We start from the raw sequence: 24,792 nt of genomic DNA, 5'->3' as shown, positions 1-24,792 counted from the left end.
CGATCACCAAGCGTACCGCTTCCTCGCGGAACTCCGGTGAGTACTTGCTTGTCCTGCCCACGTTTCCCCTCGTTTCCTTACGAGACCATTGTATTGGGTCCCTGTCCGGAAACCTCGGGGCACCTCACAGACCCACGGGAAGGAATCCGGCCGGCCACGGCCGGACCGGGCCGCAGGCTCGGCGCAGTTCCCGGCCGAAGGCCGGTCCCGTCGCCACCCCGACCACACGCCCCCCGTTTCCTGACTGCCGCCGACCCGCCGTCGCAGCGAAGCGGGTCAAGGTGGAGCGCCAATGACGCGCGGAGCGCTCGATGGCGACGACCTTGAGGCGCGCAGCGGAGACGGCCACCATTAAGCGGCAGGAAACGGGGCAACCCGCACCCAACAACAAACCCCAGCCACACCGAACCCCAGCACCGGGCCGAACCCCAGCACCGGGCCGAACCCCATACTCACGCGGAACCCCAGAACAGCAGCAAGCCCCACACCGGCGGGCGACCTCAGAGTACAGGTATCAACTCCACTATCAACTCCACCGAAGCAAGTTCACTTGCATGGCTTCACGAATGACGGAAAGTCACTCATGTGCCACGGAGAGAAAAACAATCACAAGTGCTTGTTTTTTCCTGTGTCCGGTGTCACTCTCGTTGCCATGACCGCTACACCAGCCCCTTCGCTGTGGATCGGCAACGCCTCCGGCTTCTACGGAGACCGGTTCTCCGCCTTCCACGAGATGCTCACCGAAGGCTCCTTGGACGTCCTCACCGGCGACTACCTGGCCGAACTCACCATGGCCATCCTCGGCCGGGACCAGCTGGCCGATCCGGACAAGGGCTACGCGAAGACCTTCCTGCGCCAGATGCGCGAGTGCCTGAGCCTCATCGTGGAACGCCGTGTCCGGGTGGTCGCCAACGCGGGCGGCCTCAACCCCCGGGGGCTGGCCGACAGACTCACCGATCTGGCGGAGAGCCTCGGCTTCGAGCCCCGCATCGCCTGTGTCTCCGGCGACGACCTCCTCGACCGCGCCGAGGAGCTCGCCCTCGGCACCCCCCTGACCGCCAACGCCTACCTGGGCGCCTTCGGTATCGCCCGGTGCCTGGACGCCGGGGCCGACATCGTCGTCACCGGCCGCGTCACCGACGCCTCCCTCGTGGTGGGCCCCGCCATCGCCCAGTTCGGCTGGACCCGCGACGACGTCGACGCCCTCGCCGGTGCGACCGTCGCCGGGCACGTCATCGAGTGCGGCACCCAGGCGACCGGCGGCAACTACGCGCTGGTGGACGACCTCGCGGGACGCCGCCTGGACCACCCGGGCTTCCCCATCGCCGAGATCGACTCCGACGGCTCCTCGGTCATCACCAAACACGACCGTGCCGACGGGGCGGTCACCGTCGGTACCGTTACCGCCCAGCTCGTCTACGAGATCGCGGGCGCCCGCTACCCGGGCCCCGACGTCACCACCAGGCTGGACACCGTCCAGCTCAGCCAGGAGTCGCGGGACCGGGTGCGGATCAGCGGGGTGGCCGGCGAGGACCCGCCACCGGAACTCAAGGTCGGCCTGACCGGGATCACCGGCTTCCGCAACGAGGTCGAGTTCCTCATCACCGGCCTGGACGCCCGAGCCAAGGCACGGATGGCCGAACGCCAGCTGCGTGCCTCCCTCGCCCACAGGAAGCCCGGTGACCTGAGCTTCGAGTTCGTCCCCGCCCTGGACCCCCACGGGGCCACCCAGGACGCGGCCACCGCCCGGCTGCGCGTGGTCGCCCGCGACCACGACCCCGCCGTCATCGGGCGCCGTTTCGGCGCCGCCGCCGTTGAACTCGCCCTGGGCAGCTACGCCGGGTTCCACATCACCGCGCCACCGCGCGACGCCCGCCCCGACGGGGTCGCCGTCACCCACGCGCTCGTGCCCGCCACCGAAGTCGACCACGTGGTCACCACGCCCGACGGTGAGCGAGAGAGCGTCCCGCATGCCGTACGCAGCAGGAAGCTGGCACCGGTCGCGGAACCGCCGCTGCCCGAACCGCTGCCGGCCGAACCCACCCGGCTCGCACCCCTCGGCCTGGTCCTGGGTGCCCGCAGCGGTGACAAGGGTGCCGACGCCAACGTGGGCGTCTGGGCGACCTCGGATGAGGGATGGCGGTGGCTGGCCCACGAACTGACGGTCGAGGTACTGCGCGAACTCCTCCCGGAGACCGCCGACCTCGCGGTCACCCGCCACCTGCTGCCCAACCTGCGCGCCGCCAACTTCTGGGTCGAGGGGATGCTCGCACCCGGAACGCCCCGCCGCGAGGGCTTGGACCCCCAGGCCAAGGGCTTGGGTGAGTGGTTGCGCGCCCGCCGGGCCCGGATCCCCGAATCCCTGCTGCCCCACAACCCCCCGAACCCGGAGCGCCCTGCAGGGTCGGGCGGCCACTCCTCGGGAGCCACGCAAGGCAAGAACCCGTCAGCCACACCCGGCCCTGCCGGGCCACCAACCAACTTACGGAGGCCCGTGAGCGTCCTGACCTCCAGACTCGACACCCAGGGCCCGGCCTACGCCGAGGCCCGGGACACCATGCTGGCCAAACTGGCCGAACTCGACACCGAACACGCCAAGGCGCTGGCCGGAGGCGGCGATCGCTACGTCGAACGGCACCGGGCCCGGGGAGGCCTGCTGGCCCGGGAGCGCATCGAGCTCCTGCTGGACGAGGGCAGCCCCTTCCTCGAACTCTCCCCCCTCGCCGCGTGGGGCAGCGACTTCCACGTGGGCGCGAGCGTCGTCACCGGCGTGGGTGTGGTCTCGGGGGTGGAGTGCGTGATCGTCGCCAACGACCCCACCGTGCGCGGCGGCTCCAGCAATCCGTGGAGTCTGAAGAAGTCCGCCCGCGCCGGAGAGGTCGCCGAGCGGAACCGGATGCCGATGATCAGCCTGGTGGAGTCGGGCGGCGCCGACCTGCCCACCCAGAAGGAGATCTTCATCCCGGGCGGTGGCACCTTCCGCCACCTCACCCAGCTGTCGGCCGCCGGGATCCCCACCGTCGCCCTGGTCTTCGGAAACTCCACGGCCGGCGGCGCCTACGTCCCCGGGATGAGCGACCACGTGGTCATGGTCCGGGACCGGTCCAAGGTCTTCCTCGGCGGCCCGCCACTGGTCAAGGCGGCTACCGGGGAGGAGAGCGACGACGAGTCCCTGGGCGGCGCACGCATGCACGCCGAGGTGTCCGGACTCGCCGACCACTTGGCCGAGGACGAGCACGACGCCCTGCGCATCGGACGCCGCATCGTCGCCCGCCTCAACCACACCAAGGGCGGTCCGTCTCCCCAGGGGACGGTACGCGAACCCCTCCTGCCAGCCGAGGAACTCCTCGGGATCATGCCGCCCGACCTCAAGGTCCCGGTGGACCCGCGCGAGGTCATCGCGCGCGTGGTCGACGGCTCGGAGTTCGACGAGTTCAAGCCGTCCTACGGCCCCGGCCTGGTCACCGGATGGGCCACCCTGCACGGCTATCAGGTCGGCATCCTGGCCAACGACAACGGCGTTCTGTTCAGCGCCGAGTCGCAGAAGGCCGCCCAGTTCATCCAGCTCGCCAACCGGTCCGACACCCCGCTGGTCTTCCTGCACAACACCACCGGCTACATGGTCGGCGCCGAATACGAGCAGGGTGGCATCATCAAACACGGTTCGATGATGATCAACGCCGTCTCCAACAGCACCGTGCCCCACTTCTCCGTGCTCATCGGCGCCTCCTACGGGGCCGGGCACTACGGCATGTGCGGCCGCGCCTACGATCCCCGCTTCCTCTTCTCCTGGCCGAGCGCCCGGTCCGCCGTCATGGGACCCAAACAGCTCGCCGAGGTCATCTCGATCGTCTCCCGCGCCTCGGCGGCCAAGAAGGGCCAGCCCTACGACGACGACCAGGACGCCGCCATGCGCGAACTGGTCGAGAACCAGATCGAGGCCGAGTCCCTCCCGATGTTCCTGTCCGGCCGGGTCTACGACGACGGTGTCATCGACCCCCGCGACACCCGCACCGTCCTCGGGCTGTGCCTGTCCTTCGCCAGCAACGCACCCGTACGCGGCACCGACCGCTTCGGCGTCTTCCGAATGTGAGGGAGGATCGTGACCCACACAGCCCCCACCGAGCCCACTCGCCCCATCACCACGCTGCTGGTCGCCAACCGCGGTGAGATCGCCCGCCGGATCATCCGCACCTGCCGGACCCTGGGAGTGACCACCGCCGCCGTACACGCGCCCGGCGAGGAGAACGCCGCCCACGTCCGTGAGGCCGACACCGCAGTGTGCTTGGCCGTGCCCCAGGGCCGTGGCCCCGTTGACGCCTACCTCGACCCGGACGCCCTCGTCGCCGCCGCCCGCACGGCCGGTGCCGACGCCGTCCACCCCGGCTACGGCTTCCTGTCGGAGAACGCCGCCTTCGCACGAGCGGTCGCCGACGCCGGACTGACCTGGGTGGGACCCGCCGCCGAGGCGGTCGAACAGATGGGCTCCAAGACCCTCGCCAAGAAGGTCGCCCGCGACGCCGGGGTCCCCGTCGCCGACGCCCTCGAACCCGAGGACGTGCGCCCCGAACACCTACCGGTCCTGGTCAAGGCCGTGTCCGGGGGTGGTGGACGCGGCATGCGCGTGGTCGGCGACCTCGCCGAACTCGCCTCCGAGGCCGAGGCCGCCCGCACCGAGGCCGCCTCCGCCTTCGGCGACCCCGCGGTGTTCTGCGAGCCCTACGTGGAACGCGGCCGCCACGTGGAGGTCCAGGTCCTCGGCGACCAGCACGGCACCGTCTGGGCGCTCGGCGAACGCGACTGCTCGGCGCAGCGCCGCCACCAGAAGGTTATGGAGGAGGCCCCCGCGCCCGGCCTGCCCGAGGAGGTGCGGGAGCGGCTGCACCAAGCCGCCCGGGACCTGGCCTCGGCGATCGGCTACACGGGCGCCGGGACCGCCGAGTTCCTGGTCCCCGTCGGTGACACCGGCTTCGGCCAGCCCGTCTTCCTGGAGATGAACACCCGGCTCCAGGTGGAACACCCCGTCACTGAGTGCGTCACCGGGTTGGACCTGGTGGAATGGCAGCTGCGCGTCGCCGAAGGCGAGCCCCTGCCTGATGGAGGCCCGCCGGGGCCGCGCGGCCACGCGGTCGAGGCCCGCCTGTACGCCGAGGACCCGGCCGAGGGCTGGCGGCCCCGGACCGGTGTCCTGCAGGCCTTCGACGTCCCCGCCGCCGACACCAGCTTCACGCCGCTGACCGGGCCCGGGGTGCGCCTTGACCACGGCGTCGAGGCCGGCGACGCCGTCGGTACCGACTTCGATCCCATGCTGGCCAAAGTCATCGCCTACGGCCGCGACCGGCGCGACGCCCTGCGCCGCTTGGCCGCGGCTCTGGCCGAAGCCCGCCTACACGGGGTCGGCACCAACCGCGACCTGCTCGTCCGGGCCCTGCGCCACCCGGACTTCGCCCGGGCACACGGCCAGCCCGAGCGGCTCCACACCGGGTTCCTCACCGGTGACCGCCTCACCGACCTGGCCCGACCGCTCGCCGAACCGGCCACCGAAGAACTGGCCGCGCTCGCCGCATCCCTGGCCTCGTTCGAGGCGGCCAGGACCGGCGGCGCGGTCCCGGACGGCGTCCCCGCAGGCTGGCGCAACCTGCCTTCCGCCCCGCACGAACGGCGCCACACCACCGCGGGCGGGCGCGAGGTCACCTCGGCCTTCCGGTCAGTGCGCGGCGCCCACCTGCCCGAGCGGGAGGAGGTTCGAGTCCTGGCCGCCAGCCCCAACCACGTCGTCTTGGAAGCGGACGGGCTGCGCCGCGCCTTCGACGTCCACATCGGTGCCGCCGTGTACGTCGACTCACCGCTCGGATCGGTCGCCCTGACCCCCGTCGACCCGCTCCCGGCCCCCGAGACGAAGGTCGACCCCGGGGCGCTGCCCGCACCCATGCCCGGCACCGTCACCGCAGTGGACGTAGCCGTCGGCGAGAAGGTGCGCGAGGGGCAGACCCTGCTGCGCATAGAAGCAATGAAGATGGAGCACCGCGTCACCGCGCCCGCCGCCGGAGCCGTCCGGGAGCTCCCCGTCGCGGCGGGGGAGCGGGTGCCCTCGGGGGCGCCCCTGGCCGTACTCGACTACGCCGAACCCGACGACAAGCCCACCCCCCACAGCGAAGGGTCTGAACAGTGACCGGTGCGATGACCTTCAACGAACCCTCCGAACGCGTCGAGCTGCGGGCCGCGGTCTCCGATTTCGCCGCCTCCTACGGATCCGACTACTACAGGGCCAGAGCCAAGGAAGGGTCCTACCTCACCGACCTGTGGCGCGAGGCGGGCAAACTCGGGTACCTGGGCGTCAACATCCCCGAGGAGTACGGCGGCGGGGGCGGCGGCATCGGCGACCTGGGCGCCGTCTTGGAGGAGCTCAGCGCCGCCGGGTGCCCCACCCTGATGATGGTGGTCTCCCCGGCGATCTGCGGAACCGTCCTGTCCCGGTTCGGCACCCCGGAACAGCGCCGGCGCTGGCTGCCCGGCCTGGCCACCGGCGAGTCGATCATGGCCTTCGCCATCACCGAGCCCGACGCCGGTTCCAACGCCCACCGCATCACCACCACCGCGCGCCGCGATGGTGACGGCTGGGTCCTCAACGGCCGCAAGACCTTCATCTCCGGAGTGGACGTGGCGGACGCCGTCCTTGTGGTCGGCCGCATCGAGGACGAGGACACTGGACGCCTCTCCGCCGCTCTGTTTGCGGTGCCCACCGACGCCCCCGGGTTCGAGGCCCGCCAGATCGAGATGGACATCGTCAGCCCGGACCACCAGTTCCAGCTGTTCATGGACGACGTCCGCCTTCCCGCCGACGCCCTGGTCGGGGACCCCGACGCCGGGCTCCTCCAGCTCTTCGCCGGGCTCAACCCCGAACGCATCATGGCAGCGTCCCTGGCCAGCGGCAGTGCCCGGCACGCCTTGGACAAGGCGGTCGCTTACGCCAAGGAGCGCGTGGTGTGGCGGGACAGCCCCATCGGCTCCCACCAAGGCCTCGCGCACCCCTTGGCCCAGGTCAAGATCGAGATGGAGCAGGCCCGCCTGATGACCCAGCACGCGGCGCTCCGCTACGATTCCGGCGACGACGCGGGCGCCGGAGAGGCGGCCAACATGGCCAAGTACGCCGCAGCAGAGGCGTGTGTGCGATCGGTCGACCAGGCCGTGCAGACCCTCGGCGGCAACGGCCTGGCCAGCGAGTACGGTCTGGGGGCGGCGATCGCGGCCTCCCGCCTGGCCCGTATCGCTCCGGTGAGCCGGGAGATGGTCCTCAACTACGTGGCGCAACAGTCCCTCGGTCTGCCCAAGTCGTACTGACCACGGCGGGTAACACAGGGGAGAAGGGGCGCGTAGTGGAGACGGCATCCGACCGTGAGCCGAGACAGGAGCGCAGCCGGGCCACCCGGGCCCGGTTGCTGGACGCTGCGGTGGGCTGCCTGTCCGAACACGGGGTGGCCGGGGCCACGGTCGGTGTGGTGGCCAAGCGTGCCGGGGTCTCCCGGGGCGCCGCGCAACACCATTTCCCCACCCGTGAGGATCTGCTGCTGGCGGCGCTGCGGCACATAGTGGACAGCCGCGGCGCCGACCTGCGCCGCCGCGCGGAGGCGGTTCCCGAAGGACCCGACCGGACCGAAGCCGTGGTGCAGATGGTGGTGGACGCCTTCAACGGGACCGGGTTCAACGCCGCGCTCCAGCTGTGGGCGGGGGCAGCCAGCGACCCCGCCCTACGCGAGCGGGTCATCCCACTGGAGGAACAGGTGGGGCGGGAGGTGCACCGCGCGGCCGTGGAGCTTCTGGGCGCGGACGAGTCGGTCCCCGGCAACAGGGAGGCCGTTCAGGCCACGCTCGACCTCGCCCGGGGCCTGGGCCTGGCCAACCTGCTCACCGACGACGGCCCCCGACGGCGGCGCATCGTCCGCCAGTGGGCCGCGATGCTCGACCACACTCTGGGGTCGGCCTCCGACCGCTAACCGCCCAGGTGGTCGGCCGCGGTCGTGGCGGGGCACCACGGTGTGGGCGCCAAGTCATGTGGCTGCCGGTCCGCTACTCACCGGTATCCGCCTACCGAGTCGGTTCTGGGGAGGATTATCATCGAAAAGGCCGGGCACAGCCCCGGTCCCAACAGTATTTCCACAACAGGTACTACGGACAAGGCGGTGTGTCGGTGGGTGCGGATTCGGGCAGGGACCTCCCCGGCCTGGCCAGACGGGTGGTGGACGCGTTCGCGGAGAGCGCTACGCGGCGCAGGGACCGCGACGCCCTCATGGACACCGCCTTCGCGAGGCTCTTCGAGTTCTACCAGGCGACGACCCCGGCCGAACGGAACTCCCCGGCGGGGCAGAACCTCAAGGCCACCCTCGCCGAACTCCTGGTGAGCGGCAGTAACCCGGACCGGATCAGCCTGTACGTGGTGCGCAGCCAGACCGCCGCCGACAACGGCCAGCACGAGGGCTACCGCCCCGCCTGCTGGCGGCGCTCCATGCTGCAGATCCTGGGCGACGAGTTCGTGTCTTGGCCGCAGTTCATGCGCCAGGTCGACCTAGACGCCATTCCGCGCATCGACGACTCCTTGGAGATCGTCGCGGAGAACGCCAGCCCCGTCAGCGGCGAGGAGGTGCCCGCCTGGGTGCCCGAGTCACACTGGTGGTGGTGGGAACCGGCCCGCCTGCGCGGTGAGGACGCCCCCGCGCGCACGCGCGCCGACAGCGGCAATATGGACGCCGTCCCCGAATGATCGGGGCGCGACCGTGAACGTGGCCGATACCCGCCGCCCGCTCCTGAACGCCGCCGGTCCGGCGGCGTTCGCTGCGGTGCTCACCCTGCTGATCCGTTCCCTGTTCATGGGCAACACCTGGGGTGAGGCCGCATTGTACGCGGGCCTGTTCGGGCTGTTCTTCTTCGTCTGCGCCTACGCGGCCCTGCGCTGGGCCCGCTGAACCGGACGGTCCACCGGTGCGGGCGCCCCCCGCTGGGCGTCAGGAGTCGCCGCGGATCTTCCAGACGACGACCGCGCCGCACAGGGAGACCAGTCCGCACACCGTGTACAGCACCGCGTAGCCGCCCAGGTGGACCACGATCGGTCCGGCCAGGACCCAGGGTCGGCGGCGGCCCAGCGGTCCGGTGGTGCGGTCGGACAGCCCACCGGCCAGCGGGGTGGCGATCATGGCCATGGCGGCGCCGACCCCGGTGACCCAGGCCAGGACGGTCTCCTTGTCGGCGGGGGAGACGTGCTCGACCTGCTCGGGGAGCAGGACCTGCAGGGGCCGGAGAAGGCCACCCACATGCCGAGGGCCAGGAACGGCCACAACCGGGGAACCCTCCGCGGCGGTCTCAAGGGGAACGGGACGGCGAAGGCGGAGGCTGTTGTGGAACGCGGGCGCGCGATCTGGCTTGGTGTGGTGGGGGCGCTGGTCCTGGTGGGACTGGCCGCCTGCGGTGCGGACTTGGCCGACGGTGCCTACTACCGGCTGCACGCGGTGCCGCTCGGGCTCCTGCCCCTGGCCTGGACGCTGAGTGCGGTGCTGTTCCTGGTCTTCGTGGCCGTGCAGGCGCCGCGCGACGCCAAGGCGGCTTTGTCCGGGGTCGGCTGCCTGGCCCTGGTGCTTGCTCTACTGACCGGTCCCTACACCATGGTTCGGGGGATGACTGCGGAGAGCCGTGCGGAGCGCCACCGCGTCGAGATCGAGGGTTACGCGCTGGTGGCGGAGGCCCGCGGGGGTCCGGGGGCTTCTCTGCCCTCAGCGCCGGAGTGCGCTTTGTACCTGCGCCAGGACGGCGGCCCCTTCAGCCGGGAGGTGGCGCTCACGGAGCCCGGGGACTGCCCGGTGTTCAGAGTGTCCGATGACGGGGCGGGGTTCGTGTTTTTCTCCTCTGAGGGCGGGGCGGAGAGGGAGATCGATCCGGCCGACCACTTCTGACTCCCGAGCCCGGAAGGATTCGGGGTGCGGTTCCATGTGCAGCTAGTCAATTTTGACTAGTAATATGGGCGAATGAACGAGACAGGGATAGTCCGAGCCAACGAGACCACGGTGCCGCTGCTGCACACCCACGACGCCCAGGTCACGCTCGACTTCTACCAGGAACTCGGTTTCGAGGTCGCCTGGAAGCAGGTCAAGCCGTACGTGTACCTGGCATTCGCGTGGAGCGGGTTCGAACTCCACTACGGTTCCGCTGCCAAGGGGCTGGATCCCGCGGCGGAGCACACCGGCGGAGCCCTGGTGATGGTCGACGCGGTCGCGCCCTACCACGCGGCCTTCACGGCGGCCATGCGCGCCGCCCGCGGCAAGGTCCTGGCCCGCGGGCTGCCGCGGATCACCCGCTACCGGCCCGGTGCCACCCGCTTCACACTGATCGACCCGTCCGGGAACTCCATCATCTTCATCCAGCGCGACGAGCCCGAGGGGCTCGACTATGGAGGCTCCCCGGAGCTGGAAGGCCTGGCCAAGGCCCTGGATCAGGTCCGGATCTACCGCGAGTTCAAGAACGACGACCACGCCGCCTACCGCCGGGCCAAGTCGGCGCTCAAGCGGTACCCCGGCGCCCCGGCCGTGGACCGCGCCCTGGCCCACGCCGTCCTGGTGGAACTCTCGATGGCCCTGGACCTGCCCGGGGAGGCCGAAGGGTGGCGCGCCGGACTCGCGGGGATCGACCTCACCGAGCAGGAGCGCCAGCGGGTGGAGGGCGAACTGGACCACGCCCTCGAACTACGCGAGTGGCGCGGCGACGACCCCGAGCCGGAAGCCTAGAGAGCGCTCTGCGTGGTGGCCTGTAGTGGCCACAACCGGACAACACCGCTCGCCGTCCCATGGGTGAAGGAACGGCGACGGTGGGAGGCGGATGTGGAACGCAGGCGCGTGATCTGGCTGGGTGCGGCGGTGGTGCTGCTGGTCGTGGGCGCCGCCGCCTGGGGAGCGGATGCGAGCGACGGCGTCTACTACCGGCTGCGTGCGGTGCCGTTCGTGCTGGTGCCGCTGGCCTGGACCGTCGCGGCGGTGCTGATCCTCTCCCCGGTGGCCCGGGCTGCGCGGGACCACCGGAGGGCCTGGCTCGTCTGCGGCGGCCTCCTACTGGGGCTGGCCCTGCTGCTGTGGCCCTACACCGCTTTCCACTACCTCGATAAGGACCGGCACGTCGAGCGGGAGCGGGCCGAGATCGACGGTTACGTCCTGGTGCTGGAGCAGCGGTTCATCGCCGGGGCGTCGGTCCCGGAGTGCGGGCTGTACCTGCGCCAGGATGGCGGCCCCCTCAGCCGCGAGACAGCGGTCACGACCCCGGTCCAGGGGAGCTGTTCCGAGCCGAGGGCCTCCGAGGACGGGGCGGGGTTCGAGCTGGTCACCCGCGAGGGCGAGACGGCCGGCGAGGTGGACCCCGCCGACCACTTCTGACCTCCGGGGTGGTCCCGGGGCCGACACCGCAACACCGCAACGACATGTAGCTCCCTACCAGTTCACTGGCGAAGCGCAGACAGGTTCCCTGAGTCCTGAGTCCTGAGGCCATGGGGCCCTGGGCACAGTCGCGCCTGCGGTATTGACCGCGTGTGCTATCTTTTGACCATGCAGTCAAAAGAGCCGCTCCGCGATCCCGCTTCCGACCTCCAGCAGGCAGCGACCGCGCCTTCCGCCCGGGCCGACGGGCTGATCGCGCCCCTCGCGGCTCACCCGGGCGTTGCCGGGGGGAGGGGCCACCCATGACCGTGCACCGCGGCCTGGCCGACGCGCCCTCGGCGCCGCGTCGCATGCTCGCCCCGGACATGGCGCGGGGCGCGATGCTGCTGCTGATCGTGCTCGCGCACGCTCCGCTCTACCTGGTCAGCGTTGAGACCGGAGCGTTCGGGCTCCCCGCGGGCGGGTCGGTGCTCGACCAGACGGTCCGTACCGTCGGCCTCCTGGCCGTCGACAACCGCGCCTACCCGATGTTCGCCGCCCTGTTCGGCTACGGGATGGTCATGGTCATCACCCGGCAACGGGCGAAGGACGGGGACAACTCGCGCGCTCGTCGCCTGCTACGGCGCCGCGGCTGGTGGCTGCTCGTGTTCGGCTTCGGCCACGCGCTCCTGGTGACCCCGGTCGACATCCTCGGCGCCTACGGCCTGGCAACGCTGCTGGTGGGCTGGTTGTTCTTCCGCCGGGAACGGGCCCTGCTGATCGGCGCCGCCGTGCTGTCCGTGTGGTTCGTCTTCGCTATCACCGCCATGACCTTCTTCGAGAATCTCCCCGCGCAGGGGGCGGACACGGCGGTCGACACGTTCGCGCTCGGGGCGATGGGCTATGCGCCGACAGACATCGTCGAACGCCTGGTGGTCTGGGTTATCGCGGTGGTCAGCAACAACGCCGTCTTCCCGATCGTGATCGCGATGCTGCTCGGGGGATGGGCGGCCAAGCGCCGAGTGCTGGAAGACCCCGCACACCACCGCCGAATGCTGCGCCTGGTCGCGGTCACCGGGCTCCTAGTGGCTCTGGTCGGGGCGGTGCCGAAGGCCCTGGTCGCGGTGGGACAGCTCCCCGCCGACGCCGCCTGGCTCGCACAGACCTTGCACATCACGACCGGGCTGTTCGGCGGGCTCGCCTACACGGCTGTGTTCGGCCTCCTCGGCGCACGGCTGGAGAACCGACAGAACCGGCTGGTCGGACTGTTGGCCGCCAGCGGGAGGAGGTCACTGACCTGCTACCTGCTCCAGTCGACCCTGCTGATCGTCATGCTGTCGCAAACGTTCCTGGGCATCGGCGGGAGCGTCAACAGTGCCGGTGCGGCGCTGGTCGCGGTGGTGGCTTGGCTGGGCGGTGTCACCGCGGCCGCCCTGCTGGAGCGCGCGCATCGGCCGGGCCCAGCCGACGCGTTGCTGCGACGGCTGGTCTACCGACAGGCGAAGCCGACCAGGCCATGACCGAACCGGCCGAGCAGTGTGCACAAGAAGCGACTGAGAGGAGGGCTTCGGATGCGTGAGGCAGGAAGTGGGCCGCGGCTTCGCCCGCCGAACAACCGTTACGACCGCCGAGTAGTCCGCTGGTGGCGCACCCAGCTGCTGCTCGCCACCGCCGGCACCGCCGTCCCGCTGGTGGTTCTCGCCCTGTTCGTCACCCCCGCCCGGCCGTGGCTGCTCACACCGGCCGCGGTCGTCGTCGCCGTCGGCCTGGCCGCCGCCGTCGCGCTGCCGATCTGGTGGTACCGGGTGCACAGGTGGCAGGTCACTGACAGCGCCGTCTACACCCGGACCGGATACTTCTGGCAGAACTGGCGGATCGCGCCGATGTCCCGCATCCAGACGGTCGACACCATGCGCGGACCGGTGCAGCGGTTCTTCGGCCTCTCCACCGTCAAGGTCACCACCGCCTCCGCCGCCGGCGCGATCGCCATCGCCGGTCTGGAACGGCAGCTGGCAGAACAGGTCGCCCACGACCTCACCCTCACCACCGACGCCACCCCCGGGGACGCCACATGAGTAACAACGACGCCACCCCCGGGGCTGCGTGGACCCCGCTGGACCGCGGCACCCGCAAAGTCACCGCGCTACTACTCCTCGGCGTCTCCGTGCTGGCAGGTGTCCCGACCACGATCGGGCTCACCCCCTGGCTGTCGTTCGGCGTCACCATGATGTGGGTGCTGTCCGGCGCCGGCCTGCTGATCGCCGGAGGGGTGCTCGCTGACCACCTGCGCTGGTGCAAGACCCGGTACCGCGTTCTGGCCGACAGCGTCGAGCTGCGCAAGGGCATCCTGTTCGTCAGCCGCCGCCGGCTCGCCCGCGACCGGATCCGGGCCGTCGACCTCAGCGCGCACGTGGTGCTGCGCGTGTTCGGGCTCGTCCGGCTGACCCTTGGCACGGGAGAGCAGGGCGGCGGTGGATCGAGCACGCACAGCATCGTGCTCGATCCGATCCCGCGCCGGGTCGGTGAGCACCTGCGCGCGGTTCTCCTGGGCCACAAGGGCGCAGACGAGGAGCACCGCCCTGAGCGCCTGGGCACGTGGCGGCCCGCGTGGACCGGGTACGCGGCGCTGTCGGTCGTGACCCCGCTGTTGGCGGGCGCGATCGTCGGTGGGGTGTTCCAGGTCTCCGACTGGCTCGGTCGGGGCGCCCTGCCCGTGGAGTTCGCGCACGATCGCGTCACCGAGTACGGGTTGTGGACCGTTCTCCTGGTTGCCCTGCCGGTACTCATCCTCGCGGCGGCGCTGCTGGCCATGGGATTCTACGTCGAGTCCTGGTGGAGGTACCGGTTGGAGCGGGAACCGGGAGGGACGCTGCGGGTCAAGCGCGGACTGCTCACCAGCCGGTCCCTGAGCCTGGAGGAGGTCCGGGTCCGGGGTGTGGACGTGATCGAGCCGCTCGGCGTGCGGATGGCCGGCGCGGCCCGGGTCCAGGTGGTCGCGACCGGCCTGAGCGCCGAGGCGGACCCGGCGTCGGAGGACTCCGTGCTGCTGCCGGCCGCACCGCGGGCCCTCGCCGTTCGCGTCGCGGAGCGGATCACCGGCCAGTCACCCGACATCGGCCTGACCGATCACCCGACCGCAGCCCGCACGCGGCGCTTGCGGTGGGCGCTGACGATCACTCTGGGGCTGGCCCTCGGCTGGGCCGCCGTAGCGTACCTGGCCGCATGGGCGGCGCCGTGGACCGCCGCCACCGGGGCGGCGGTGGCGGTCATCGGCGCGGCACTGGTCGTGCGCGCCGTGGATTCGGCCCGGAACCTGGGACACGCCCTGACCGACGGGCACCTCCTGGCACGCCGGGGAAGCATCCGCCGCTCCACGGTGCTGCTCCAACGGCGCGGCATCATCGGCTGGCGCATCCGACAGTCCGTCTTCCAACGTCGCGCGGGTCTGGCGACGCTGGTAGCGGTCACCGCCGCAGGGCGCGGGCACTATCCGGTGATCGACGCCGACGAGCGGGAGGTCGTCGCTTTCGCCGACGCCGCCGTGCCGGACCTGCTGAGCCGGTTCCGTCCCCGCGACCGCCCGAAGGGGGACGCCCTGACGGCCGGGTGAGCGCTGGAGCGGTGGCTAGACGAGGGGACGCTCGTCGGCGAAGGTGTAGGCGCCGCCCTCGATCCGGCTGATCAGGCCGCGGGTCCACTCCGCCGCGGAGACGGCCGAGTGCACCCAGAACCCCATGATCTCGCCGATGTTCCCGGACTCCTCCGGGACCGCGGCCTCGGGGTCGTGGTACTCCAACACGCTCGCCCGCCACCCCTCCAAGCCCTCCAAGCGCTGGCGCAGCAGCTCCAGGACCTCCGGCCGGGGCAGGTCCAGCATCATCCCGAGCCCGGCGGAGAGCGTGTCCACCCGCGCGTCGTGGGAGGAGGACAGCGCGGTCCGCAGGAGCGAGCGGTACTCCGCCTCGCCGCTCTCGGTCAGCTCGTACTCGGTGCGGGGCGGCCCGCCGACGGTGGACGGCGCCACCTCGTGCGCCGTCAGCAAGCCGCGGCCGGCCATCTGCTTCAAAGCGTGGTAGATCGACCCCGGCTTGGCGGTGGACCACTCGTGCGCGCCCCACGACTCCAGATCGCTGCGGACCTGGTAGCCGTGGGCACGGCCGTGCCCACGGACCGCCCCGAGCACCAGCAGCCGGATGGCCGACATCAGTCTCCTTGGCGCTTGTGCTCGGAACCCAGGGCGATAGGGGCGGCCAGCCACTCGTCGCGCAGCCCGAAGGCGTCCACCAGCTGCACCGCGTAGGGGCGCAGCCCCCGGCAGAGCTCGTTCACGGTCTGGGTGACCGCCTTGGCGCGGGACGTGGACAGGCGCTCGTGCTCCAGGAACCAGGCCCGGTCCTCCTCGATCACCGACATCACGTACAGGTCGCACAGGCGGTTGAGCAGCTTGGCCGTGGACTTGTCGCCGCAGCGGTCGATGCCCGCGACGAACGCCTCCAGGACGACCCGGTCCATGTGCGCGCGTCCCGCCGCGAGGACGTGGTCCTGGGCCCGGTTGAACACGTCGAAGGCGTCGCTGCCGTCCTTCTTGGCGCGGCGCAGCCGTCCCGCCAGGCCCTCGATGATGTGCTTCTCGCGGTCCTCCAGCAGCTCCAGCTGCCAGCCGCGGTTGTACAGGCTGGCCTCCTCGCCCCGGCCCGGTGCGGCGGCGATCAGCCGGTCGATGAGCGGGATCGCGGCGGTGCGCTCGATGACGGTCTCGAACACCTTGCCCGCCATGAACTTGGCCAGGCCGAGCTGGTCGAGGTCGCCGAAGGAGTCTTTGAAGTTGGTGAGTAGACCCTTGGTGAGCTGCTGCAGCAGAACCGTGTTGTCGCCCTCGAACGTGGTGAAGATGTCCGAGTCCGCCTTGAGCTGCGGGATCCGGTTCTCCGACAGGTACCCGGCGCCGCCGGAGGCCTCGCGGCAGGTCTGGATCGTCTCGGTGGCGTGCCAGGTGGCGACCGCCTTGAGACCGGCCGCGCGGGACTCCAGCTCGCGCTGCGCGTGCTCGTCGCGTTCGCTGGACTTGGACAGCTCGTGCAGCCGGGTGACCAGCTCCTCTTGGGCGAAGTGCAGCCCGTAGGTGCGGGCCAGCGCAGGCAGCAGCTTGCGCTGGTGGGCCAGGTAGTCGAGGATCCGCACGTCCTGCTCCGGCTGCCCCTCACCGGTCGGCCGGGTGAACTGTCGGCGGGTGTCGCCGTAGCGGACCGCGATGGTCAGCGCGGCCTTGGTGGCGCTGCCCGCACCGCCCGCCACGCTGATCCGGCCGCGGATAAGCGTGCCCAGCATGGTGAAGAAGCGCCGGTTGGGGTTGTCGATGGGGCTGGAGTAGGTGCCGTCGGCGGCCACGTCGCCGTAGCGGTTGAGCAGGTTGACCCGCGGTACCCGCACGTCGTCGAACCACAGGCGCCCGTTGTCGACCCCGTTGAGCCCCGCCTTGGGGCCGCAGTCCTCGATGGTCACCCCGGGCATCGGCTTGCCCTTCGGGCCCCGGATCGGGACCATCAGCGCGTGCACGCCGTGCTCGTTGTATCCGCCGTCGCCGTCGGGGGTGCGCAGCTGCGCGAAAACCACCGCCATACGCCCGTCGCGGGCGGCGTTGCCGATGTAGTCCTTGCGGGCGGACTCTTCCGGGGTCCGGACCACGAACTCTTCGGAATCCGGGTCGTAGGTGGCGGTGGTGCGCAGGCGCTGCACGTCCGACCCGCGTCCGGTCTCGGTCATCGCGAAACAGCCGGGCAGGGCGACGGACATGACGTCGGGCAGGTACTTCTTGTGGTGCTCCTCGGTGCCCAGGGCGTTGATGGCCCCGCCGAACAGGCCGAACTGCACACCCATCTTCACCATGAGGGACATGTCCGCGACGAGCATCTCGAAAGCCACCATGGAGGCGCCGACGTCGTTGGTGCCGCCCACGGACTCCGGGAAGCCGTAGGCGGGCACACCGGTCTCGGCCAGGGCCATGAGCTGCTTGAGGGTGCGGGCGCGGTGCTCCTCCACGGAGAGGCCGTACACCGGGGCGTAGGTCTCACCGTGGATGACGTCGCGGGCGCGCTCGCGCACGTTGGCCCACCGCCCGTCCAGCAGGCCCCGGAGTTCGGCCTCGTCCAGCTTCAGCAGTGCGGGCTGTTCGCTCATGTGCTCCCCCTGTGGTCGTCGTTGACGCGACCCTCATGTGATTACCACCCGCGGTGTCCGGGGCGGCCGTGTACACGCCCGGGCCGCGGGTGTGTAGCTCCCAACCTAGGTGGTGGCCGCCGCTGAGGGCGGCGAAGTTTCGGGTGGGGGCGGTCACCCGCCCGCGGTCAGTGCCTTAGACGGCGAAACGCGGGCGCAGGGGAGTGGATTCGAGGGTGGCGGCGAGGGTGGCGGGTTCGGCCGGTGCGTCGATCCGGGAGAGGAGGTCGTCCAGGGACAGGTCCAGGGCGGCGGCGACGGCGGCGACGGTGAAGAAGGCCGGGGTGGGAATGCGTCCGCCCTCGATCTTGCGCAGGGTCTCCACGGAGATCCCCGAGGCACGGGCGACGTCCACCATGGTGCGGTCGGCGCGGGCCTGCCGGAGGAGGGCGCCCAGGGCGCGGCCGCGCTCGACCTGCTCTTCGGTCAACGGTTCACGAACCATGCGGTGATTGTATCCCGCGCCATCCTGGTGCGTATAGTAATGCCGGTATAGTTATCGTCCTCCTGGAGGGTCTCCATGGTCGAGATCAAGACCGCCGACGAAATCGCCCTGATGCGGGAGGCGGGCCGCGTCGTGGCACACGCCCTGGCTGCCGCCCGCGACCTCGCCGAGCCCGGCCGCACCACCGCCGACCTGGACCGGGCTGCCGCAAAGGTCATCGCCGACGCGGGTGCCGAACCCCTCTTCCTCAACTACCAACCCGCCTGGGCGCCGACACCCTTCCCCGGCGTGACCTGCGTGAGCGTCAATGACGAGATCGTCCACGGCATCCCCGGCGACCGGATCCTGGCCGACGGCGACCTCGTCAGCGTGGACTGCGGCGCCCGGCTGCACGGCTGGTCCGGTGACGCCGCCGTCAGCTTCGTGGTGGGCCGGGCCGACCCCGCGGACCTGGCACTGATCGCCGACACCGAGGCGGCGCTCGCCCGGGGCATCGCCGCGGCCCGCCCGGGAGGCCGCATGGGCGACATCGGACGCGCCATCGCCGCCGACGCCCGCCGGGCCGGCTACGGGCTCACCGCCGACCACGGCGGGCACGGCATCGGCCGCACCATGCACGAAGCCCCCGAAGTACCCAACGACGGACGCCCAGGCCGCGGGTTCACACTGCGCACGGGGCTCACCCTCGCGATCGAACCGATGCTCGTGCGCGGCGGCTCGGACAGCTACGCCCACGGCGACGACGGCTGGACCGTACTCAGCGACGACGGCACCCGGGCAGCCCACTGCGAGCACACCGTGGCGGTCACCGAGGACGGCCCGCTGGTACTCACCCTCCCCTGAGGGCGCGGGCACCGGCTGAGGGCGCGGGCACCGGCTCCGCGGCGTGCGCGGTCAGGGCAGGGGATCTTCGGGGTGGCCCTTCCCCCGCTCGCGTTCGTGCTCGCGCAGGGCAGTGCGCACCGCGATGCGCACGACGTAGTAGGTCACGTAGGCCCACACCAGAAGTGCCACCGCGGCCAGTGCCAAGCCGGAGAGCGGATCCATGCCGCCACCCTAGCGGCGGGCCAGCGCACCGCGGCCCGGGTGAAGCCCGCCGTCTTGCGGTTGCCCGGCAGGCCCGTCACCCGTACGCGCGTACCCACCCGTGGCCTCCTGCACCAGTACTTACGCCAGTCCGGGGACGTCCAGCTCCAGGCAGCCGCCCTCGGTGTCCAGCACGGCGGGGACACCCAACGGGACGGTGAGCTGCGCAGCGCAGTGGCCGAACTCCAGGCCCCACAGCACGGGCACCCCCAGGGGTTCGAGCCGGTCGCGCATCAGCTCGGCGATGACCCCCAGGTCCGGCGGGCAGTCGGTCCAGGTACCGAGAACGACACCGGCCATGCCGTCCAACCAGCCGGTGCGCAGCAGGTGGGTGAGCATCCGGTCGATGCGCGCCGCGTCCTCGTTGATGTCCTCCAAGACGAGGATGCCGCCGGCCGCCGACAGGCGGCTGTGCGGAGTGGCGAGCCCGTCGTTGAGCAGGCTCAGGTTCCCGCCCAGGACCACACCCTCGGCCCGGCCCGGAACCAGCGCGTGCGCGCCCGGCGAGGTGAGCACGGTGCGCTGCTCGGGGGTGAACAGCGTGGTGTGCAGCTCCCGCTGGGCCACCGGGTCGCCGACGAAGAACCGCGTCCCGACCACCGGCCCGTGCACGGTCGCCAAGCCCAGCTCCACCGCGAACGCCTCGTGCAGCGCGGTGATGTCGCTGAACCCGATGAGGGCCTTGGGCTCGGCCCGGCGCATCGCGTCGAAGTCGAGCAGGTCCAGCATCCGGTGCGCCCCATCGCCGCCGCGCGCGCAGAAGACCGCGCGCACGTCCGGGTCGCACCAGGCCTCCTGCAGGTCGGCGGCCCTGGAGCGGTCGTCACCGGCGAGGTAGGGGAGGAGGGGGTGGCGGTCCCGCAGGTGCGGGGCCAACTCGACCTCCAGCCCCCAGCTCTTCAGAACCTCCACCGCGGCATCCAGCCGCGCCTCCGGAACCGGGCTGCACGGGGCCACCAGGCGCACCCGGTCGCCCCGCCGCAGCCTCGGGGGACGGGTCAGCGCCCGCGCGGCACGGGGGTTCGGTTGCCCCTTACGGCCCCTCCCGGTGCCCGCGGCATGTTCGGGAACGCTGTCCCGCCCGTTACGCACTTCGGTCACCGATTCACCCACGCTGGTCCCCCATACCTCTCATCGTCCCCTCCACGGGGCGGTCCCGCCCCGGCGTCCGGGCGCCGCCCTTCACGCGCCCGGTTCTCGTGCGCCCGCTGTCAGGCGCGCAGGAAACTGTCCAAGACCCGTACCCCGAACCGCAGCCCTTCCAGCGGTACCCGCTCGTCCACCCCGTGCAGCAGGCTCGGGTACTCGATACCCGCGGGCAACCGCATGGGGGAGAAGCCGTAGCAGTCGATCCCCAGCCGCGCGAACACCTTGGCGTCCGTCCCGCCCGCCAGGCACACCGGAACCACCCGGGCCTCGGGGTCGTGGGCGAGGATCGCGGAGCGGAGCGCGCCGAAGGCCGCCGAGTCCACGGGAGCTGAGACCGGCGGCGAGGAGTGCGCGTACTCCCACTCCACCCGGCCGCCGGTCAGCTCGTCCATGGTGGCCGTGAACTGGTCCTGGCCGCCGGGCAGGACGCGGCCGTCCACACCTGCCGTGGCGTCGCCCGGCACGACGTTCACTTTGTATCCGCTCGAGAGCATCGTGGGGGTGGAACTGTTGCGCACCGTAGGAGCGACCAGCGGCGCGGCGGCGCCGAGCTTGGCAACCAGGGCGTCCACGGACTCGTTGGTGTCGGTGTCTCCGGGGGTGCGCTCCACACCCAGGGCCTCGGAGATGGAGTCGATGGCCGCGCGCGTGACCGGGGTCAGGTGCAGCGGCCAGCGGTACTGGTCGATCCGGGCGACGGCGGCGGCGAGCGCGCCGACCGCGTTGTCCCGGGGCGGCCTGGAGCCGTGCCCGGCGGTGCCGTACGAGCGCAGCGTGAGCCAGGCGCTGCCGCGCTCCGCGGAACCGATCGGGTACAGGCGCGCGGTGGAGCCGGAGGAGGTCGGGGCGTGGACGGTGTGGCCGCCGCCCTCACCGATGGCCACGGTGCAGCCCTCGAACAGGTCCGCGTGGCCGCGCACGAGGTAGTCGGCGCCGTAGGCGGCGCTGTCCTCCTCGTCGGCGACGAACGCCAGCACGATGTCGCGACGGGGGCGCAGACCCAGCTTGGACCAGTACCGGACGACGGCGGTGACCATGCCGATGGTGTTCTTCATGTCCACCGCGCCGCGGCCCCACAGGGAGGGGACACCGGTGACCGGGCAGTCGGCGATCTCGCCGTCGAAGGGCGGGAACGTCCAGTCGTGGGGGTCGGCGGGAACCACGTCGAGGTGGCCGTGGACCAGGAGCGCGTCGGCGTCCGGGTCGGTGCCGGGGATACGGACGACCACGTTGGCCCGGCGGTCGGCGGACTCCAGGACCACGGGGGACAGGCCCGTCGCCCCGAGGGCCTCGGCCACGAACTCGGCGGCGGCGCGCTCGTCGCCGCCGCCCTTGCCGTGGTTGGTGGAGTCGCGGCGGATGAGCTCGTGCGTCAGGTGGATCGCGTCCTCTCCCGCGGCGTCCAAGGCGTCCTCACGGGCGCTGGCGGGCAGGGAGGTGTTGGTGTGGCCCACGGACTCGGCCTCGCTCTCAGCAGGGGTTGTGCAGCACAGGGGCTCTCGCTCACTTCCGACACACGATTGGCCCGTGTGGTTCAGTGCTGTCCCCCGCCACAGTTGTATCGGTTTCCACGGGGAGCTGTCCCCGCGTTCGGCCAGGAGGGACGAAAGTACCTTGCGCACAAGGGACTTCGCCTCAGGGCTGGTATCGGCCGTGCATGCCGCGGGTCAGCCGTAGTTCTTCTCCATGGCGTTGGAGATCAGTGTGCAGACCGCCTTGAACGCACGAATCATCTCGAAGGCGTCCGGCGACGTGTACCGGACGCGCCGAGCACCGGTGCGGGTGACACCGGGAACGATGGCGGCGGCCTGGGCGAGCTGAGCGGAGTCGACCTCGACCTCCACGGTCTTGGTACCGGGACCGGCCGCTTCCACCCGCCCGGCGAGCAGCATAGCCTTCTCCGCGGCCTCCTTGATGTCGGCAGCGGTGCGCGCGGGCGGACGGCAGCGGGCCGCGTACCGGCTGACGTGGTCTTTCACCGCGACCGTGCGGGCGAATGGCGCGTAGGATTCAGCGTCCTCACAGGCCCGGTCGTCCCCGGTCACCAGGATCACCGGGGTGCCGTACTCGGCGACCACGGCGGCGTTGAGGTAGCCCTCGCTGGCGGGCTGGCCGTCCAGCCAGACCCCGGTGATGGCGTTGGGAAGGTAGGTGTGCGCGAGCACGCCGTCGTCCCCGGCCCCGCAGTGGTACCCGAGGAACACGATCCCGTCCACGTCGCCGGTCTGGACGCCCTCGACCATCGAGAGCTCCTTGTGCCGACCGGTGATCATCGTCGCCCGCTCGTCCAGCTCCTCCAGGAGGAGGTTGCGCATGGTGGAGTGGGCTTCGTTGACCAGCACCTCGGTGGCTCCGCCTTCGAGAAGCCCGCTGATCGAGGCGTTGACGTCACTGGTGAACATGGAGCGGCAGCGCTGCCACTGCTCGGTCCCGGGCTCGCAGTCGGCGGGCCAGGTGACACCGGTGGCGCCCTCCATGTCCGCAGAGATGAGGATCTTCATCCGGCCGACCCTAGCCCCGGGAGGGCCCGGTTATCCACAGCCGAACGACCCGGACTGGCCTCCAGGGTGTCTCTTTGGGTAAGGGTTCCAGCTTCGCTGGGGGTGTCCTCCTTTCCCGCCGCCCGATTGTGGCCGTCTCCGCTGCGCGCCTCAAGGTCGTCGCCATCGAGCGCTTCGCGCATCAAAGGCGCTCCACCTTGACCCGCTTCGCTACGACGGCGGGTTGGCGGCTATCGAGAAAGGGGGACGGGTGGTTGAGGTCCGAGCCATTCCGGGCTTCGCCCGAAAACTGATTCTGTCGGCCTGGCGGCCGACGCCTGCCACGCCGCCGGAGCGTCGACGGGTCGGGTGTCGCGGCCGGTCAATGCGCCCAGCGAAAACCCCGATGATCTTGCCCCTGTCTCCACCCTCGGCCGTCGAGAGTGGAGACAGGGGCAAGATCATTCCCATTCGGTCCCGCATTTGTCCGCTTTGCCCAAGAATGCGGGCAGGGGTGTGCGCTCCGTTTTTGTAGGGCTTCGATCCAGGAAAAGGAAAAGGCGGTCCAGTGTGGTCGGGTAAGTGTTTTCTAACCCCCGGGATAGGTCCTTTCTGGGTCTTTCTTGATATCCTTAGGGTATGACTTCTTCTTTCGGGCAGTGCGGGAACACGGCGGGCACTACGCCCGCCGTGGCCGCCATGCGCACTGCCCGGGAAAAGATCGCCTCGGAAATGGCCGAGGTTCCCCCGGCGGGTGCGGCCGGTGAGGTCCTGGACGTGGTCTCGCAGGTGTTCGAGGACTTCGACCGGGCCCAGCTTTCGATGCTGCTGCGCCTGGCCCAGCTGGAGGCGGCTGGGACGTTGTTGGAGGCGGGTGGGCAGCGGTCGGTGCAGAACTGGCTGATCCACTCGGTGGGGATGGCCCCGGGTGAGGCCAACGGGCGCGCCGAGCTGGCCCGGCGCCTGTTCGCCCAGGAACTGCCCGCCACCCGCGAAGGCCTGGACTCCGGGCTGCTGTCCATTGGTGAGGCGGTGGCGGTGTGCCGGACCGCTGATAGGGCGGTGGAGGCGCGCAACACCGAGCACCACCCGGACGCTGGCATCTTCCGGCGGATCATCGAGGCCGGGATCCTGGCCTCCAAGGCCAAGGAGCCGGCGATGTCGGTGACCGACATCAACCGGCTGGGTAAGGCGCTGCTGGCCCGGCATAACCCGGCGGTGTTGGAGGAGGAGCACCAGGCCGCCTTCGAGGCCAGGGGTGCGCGTTTGTTGCGCACCTTTGATGGCACTCACCTGTTCGAGGCCTGGGGCACGGCCGTGGACGCTGAGATCTTGAAGTGTGTGCTGAAGGCGTACATGCCGCCCTTCGATGAGGACCGGTTGCACGTGTCGGCTTCGGAGCGGATGTATGACGCGTTCATGAACCTGGTGCGGTCCGCCTCCCACCCCACCGACCCCACCGACCCCACCAAGGACGGTGAGGGTGCTGAGGGCGCTGAGGGTGCTGAGGGTGCTGAGGGTGCTGAGGGTAAGGGCAGCAAGGGCAAGGGTCGGAAGCGTGCTGCGGTGGCGATGATCAACATCATGGTGCCCCTGCCCACCTTCCTGGGCCTTCAGGGCCAGGAGGAGGGTGCGGGTCCGGCGGTGACGCAGGATGGGCAGGTGCTGTCCATGGCCGCGATCCGTGCCCTGGCCCCCAACAGTGTGCTGCGTCGGATGATCACCGCCCCCGAGGGTGATCGGGTGTTGGACGTGGGCCGCACCCAGCGCGATGCCACGGGTGCTCTGCGGGATGCGGGGATGTTCGGTCACACCACCTGCGCTTGGCCTCAGGGGTGCAACACCCCGGCCAGCGGGTCGGAGGCCGACCACAAGAGGAGCTTCTCGGCCGGCGGGTCGACGAGCGCGGGTCGGGTAGCCCGGGGCATCGCAGCCCCGGGCCCCCACAGATCGGAGCGTGACAGTCTCCCGTCACTCCGCTCTTACCATCCAGCCGTGTTGAAGCGGTGAGTCCATGCCCAGTGCGCGA

General features: G+C 71.0%; 22 protein-coding genes and 1 pseudogene. 15 read left to right on the top strand and 8 right to left on the bottom strand.

The features are described 5' to 3' along the window. Positions 1–628: 628 nt before the first annotated feature. The 7 genes and pseudogenes from ACYVDG_RS30570 to ACYVDG_RS30540 all read left to right on the top strand — a co-directional run. Positions 629–2,371 (top strand): annotated as a pseudogene (locus tag ACYVDG_RS30570) (acyclic terpene utilization AtuA family protein); the annotation flags it as partial. Positions 2,372–2,494: 123 nt separating this feature from the next. Next, the gene (locus tag ACYVDG_RS30565) at positions 2,495–4,093 is read left to right on the top strand and encodes an acyl-CoA carboxylase subunit beta (RefSeq protein WP_460762578.1); all 1,599 of its coding nucleotides are present in this window, start codon (positions 2,495–2,497) and stop codon (positions 4,091–4,093) included. Between the two features lie 9 nt (positions 4,094–4,102). Continuing rightward, the gene (locus ACYVDG_RS30560; protein WP_460762571.1) at positions 4,103–6,172 is read left to right on the top strand and encodes an ATP-binding protein; all 2,070 of its coding nucleotides are present in this window, start codon (positions 4,103–4,105) and stop codon (positions 6,170–6,172) included. 8 nt (positions 6,173–6,180) lie between these two features. After that, on the top strand, positions 6,181–7,341 hold the full coding sequence (locus ACYVDG_RS30555) for an acyl-CoA dehydrogenase family protein (protein ID WP_460762567.1): 1,161 nt from the start codon (positions 6,181–6,183) through the stop codon (positions 7,339–7,341). A 35-nt stretch (positions 7,342–7,376) separates the two neighbouring features. Then, positions 7,377–7,994 carry a TetR/AcrR family transcriptional regulator gene (locus ACYVDG_RS30550; RefSeq protein WP_460762563.1) on the top strand — a complete coding sequence of 206 codons (618 nt, stop codon included), beginning with the start codon at positions 7,377–7,379 and terminating at the stop codon, positions 7,992–7,994. 188 nt (positions 7,995–8,182) lie between these two features. After that, positions 8,183–8,758, top strand: a complete 576-nt coding sequence (locus ACYVDG_RS30545) for a hypothetical protein (RefSeq protein WP_460762559.1) — start codon at positions 8,183–8,185, stop codon at positions 8,756–8,758. 13 nt (positions 8,759–8,771) lie between these two features. Continuing rightward, positions 8,772–8,960: a hypothetical protein gene (locus tag ACYVDG_RS30540; RefSeq protein WP_460762554.1), complete on the top strand. Its 189-nt coding sequence runs from the start codon at positions 8,772–8,774 to the stop codon at positions 8,958–8,960. Between the two features lie 39 nt (positions 8,961–8,999). Here the strand turns inward: ACYVDG_RS30540 and ACYVDG_RS30535 are convergent, their stop codons facing one another. After that, positions 9,000–9,305, bottom strand: coding sequence for an MFS transporter (locus ACYVDG_RS30535; RefSeq protein ID WP_460762550.1), 306 nt, complete (start codon positions 9,303–9,305; stop codon positions 9,000–9,002). Between the two features lie 84 nt (positions 9,306–9,389). Between ACYVDG_RS30535 and ACYVDG_RS30530 the strand changes: the two genes are divergently transcribed. The 6 genes from ACYVDG_RS30530 (at position 9,390) to ACYVDG_RS30505 (ending at position 14,997) form a co-directional block, all read left to right on the top strand. Continuing rightward, a complete protein-coding gene (locus ACYVDG_RS30530; protein ID WP_460762547.1) occupies positions 9,390–9,941 on the top strand; it encodes a hypothetical protein in 552 nt (183 codons plus the stop codon). A gap of 72 nt (positions 9,942–10,013) precedes the next feature. Beyond that, positions 10,014–10,769 (top strand): VOC family protein, encoded by a 756-nt coding sequence (locus ACYVDG_RS30525; protein WP_460762542.1) that lies wholly within the window; start codon positions 10,014–10,016, stop codon positions 10,767–10,769. A 93-nt stretch (positions 10,770–10,862) separates the two neighbouring features. Next, positions 10,863–11,408: a hypothetical protein gene (locus tag ACYVDG_RS30520; RefSeq protein WP_460762537.1), complete on the top strand. Its 546-nt coding sequence runs from the start codon at positions 10,863–10,865 to the stop codon at positions 11,406–11,408. Positions 11,409–11,710: 302 nt separating this feature from the next. Beyond that, positions 11,711–12,907, top strand: a complete 1,197-nt coding sequence (locus tag ACYVDG_RS30515; RefSeq protein ID WP_460762533.1) for a DUF418 domain-containing protein — start codon at positions 11,711–11,713, stop codon at positions 12,905–12,907. Positions 12,908–12,958: 51 nt separating this feature from the next. Next, complete coding sequence (locus ACYVDG_RS30510) at positions 12,959–13,462, top strand: PH domain-containing protein (protein ID WP_460762530.1); 504 nt, start codon at positions 12,959–12,961, stop codon at positions 13,460–13,462. Further along, positions 13,459–14,997, top strand: coding sequence for a PH domain-containing protein (locus tag ACYVDG_RS30505; protein WP_460762527.1), 1,539 nt, complete (start codon positions 13,459–13,461; stop codon positions 14,995–14,997). Before ACYVDG_RS30510 ends, ACYVDG_RS30505 begins: the two co-directional genes overlap by 4 nt. 15 nt (positions 14,998–15,012) lie before the next feature. Here the strand turns inward: ACYVDG_RS30505 and ACYVDG_RS30500 are convergent, their stop codons facing one another. The 3 genes from ACYVDG_RS30500 to ACYVDG_RS30490 all read right to left on the bottom strand — a co-directional run bounded on the left by ACYVDG_RS30500 (position 15,013) and on the right by ACYVDG_RS30490 (position 18,048). Continuing rightward, on the bottom strand, positions 15,013–15,591 hold the full coding sequence (locus ACYVDG_RS30500) for a PadR family transcriptional regulator (protein ID WP_460762524.1): 579 nt from the start codon (positions 15,589–15,591) through the stop codon (positions 15,013–15,015). Further along, positions 15,591–17,564, bottom strand: coding sequence for an acyl-CoA dehydrogenase family protein (locus tag ACYVDG_RS30495; protein WP_460762521.1), 1,974 nt, complete (start codon positions 17,562–17,564; stop codon positions 15,591–15,593). The genes ACYVDG_RS30500 and ACYVDG_RS30495 overlap by 1 nt, the downstream gene beginning before the upstream one ends. A gap of 175 nt (positions 17,565–17,739) precedes the next feature. Continuing rightward, complete coding sequence (locus ACYVDG_RS30490; RefSeq protein ID WP_460762518.1) at positions 17,740–18,048, bottom strand: helix-turn-helix domain-containing protein; 309 nt, start codon at positions 18,046–18,048, stop codon at positions 17,740–17,742. Between the two features lie 75 nt (positions 18,049–18,123). On the opposite strand from ACYVDG_RS30490, the gene map reads away from it, so the two are divergent. Then, positions 18,124–18,891 carry a type I methionyl aminopeptidase gene (gene map, locus ACYVDG_RS30485; protein WP_460762515.1) on the top strand — a complete coding sequence of 256 codons (768 nt, stop codon included), beginning with the start codon at positions 18,124–18,126 and terminating at the stop codon, positions 18,889–18,891. 51 nt (positions 18,892–18,942) lie between these two features. On the opposite strand, the gene ACYVDG_RS30480 is transcribed toward map, so the two are convergent. The 4 genes from ACYVDG_RS30480 to ACYVDG_RS30465 form a co-directional block, all read right to left on the bottom strand. Continuing rightward, positions 18,943–19,095: a hypothetical protein gene (locus ACYVDG_RS30480; RefSeq protein WP_460762511.1), complete on the bottom strand. Its 153-nt coding sequence runs from the start codon at positions 19,093–19,095 to the stop codon at positions 18,943–18,945. Between the two features lie 120 nt (positions 19,096–19,215). Further along, positions 19,216–20,136, bottom strand: coding sequence for a S66 peptidase family protein (locus ACYVDG_RS30475; RefSeq protein WP_460762575.1), 921 nt, complete (start codon positions 20,134–20,136; stop codon positions 19,216–19,218). Positions 20,137–20,345: 209 nt separating this feature from the next. Then, a complete protein-coding gene (locus ACYVDG_RS30470) occupies positions 20,346–21,737 on the bottom strand; it encodes a M20/M25/M40 family metallo-hydrolase (protein WP_460762508.1) in 1,392 nt (463 codons plus the stop codon). 213 nt (positions 21,738–21,950) lie between these two features. Further along, complete coding sequence (locus tag ACYVDG_RS30465) at positions 21,951–22,784, bottom strand: M55 family metallopeptidase (protein WP_460762505.1); 834 nt, start codon at positions 22,782–22,784, stop codon at positions 21,951–21,953. Between the two features lie 618 nt (positions 22,785–23,402). On the opposite strand from ACYVDG_RS30465, the gene ACYVDG_RS30460 reads away from it, so the two are divergent. Then, the gene (locus tag ACYVDG_RS30460; protein WP_460762502.1) at positions 23,403–24,773 is read left to right on the top strand and encodes an HNH endonuclease signature motif containing protein; all 1,371 of its coding nucleotides are present in this window, start codon (positions 23,403–23,405) and stop codon (positions 24,771–24,773) included. Positions 24,774–24,792 lie beyond the last annotated feature (19 nt).

This window comes from Nocardiopsis oceani, assembly GCF_054777395.1.
This window is presented reverse-complemented; position numbering and strand designations above follow the sequence as displayed.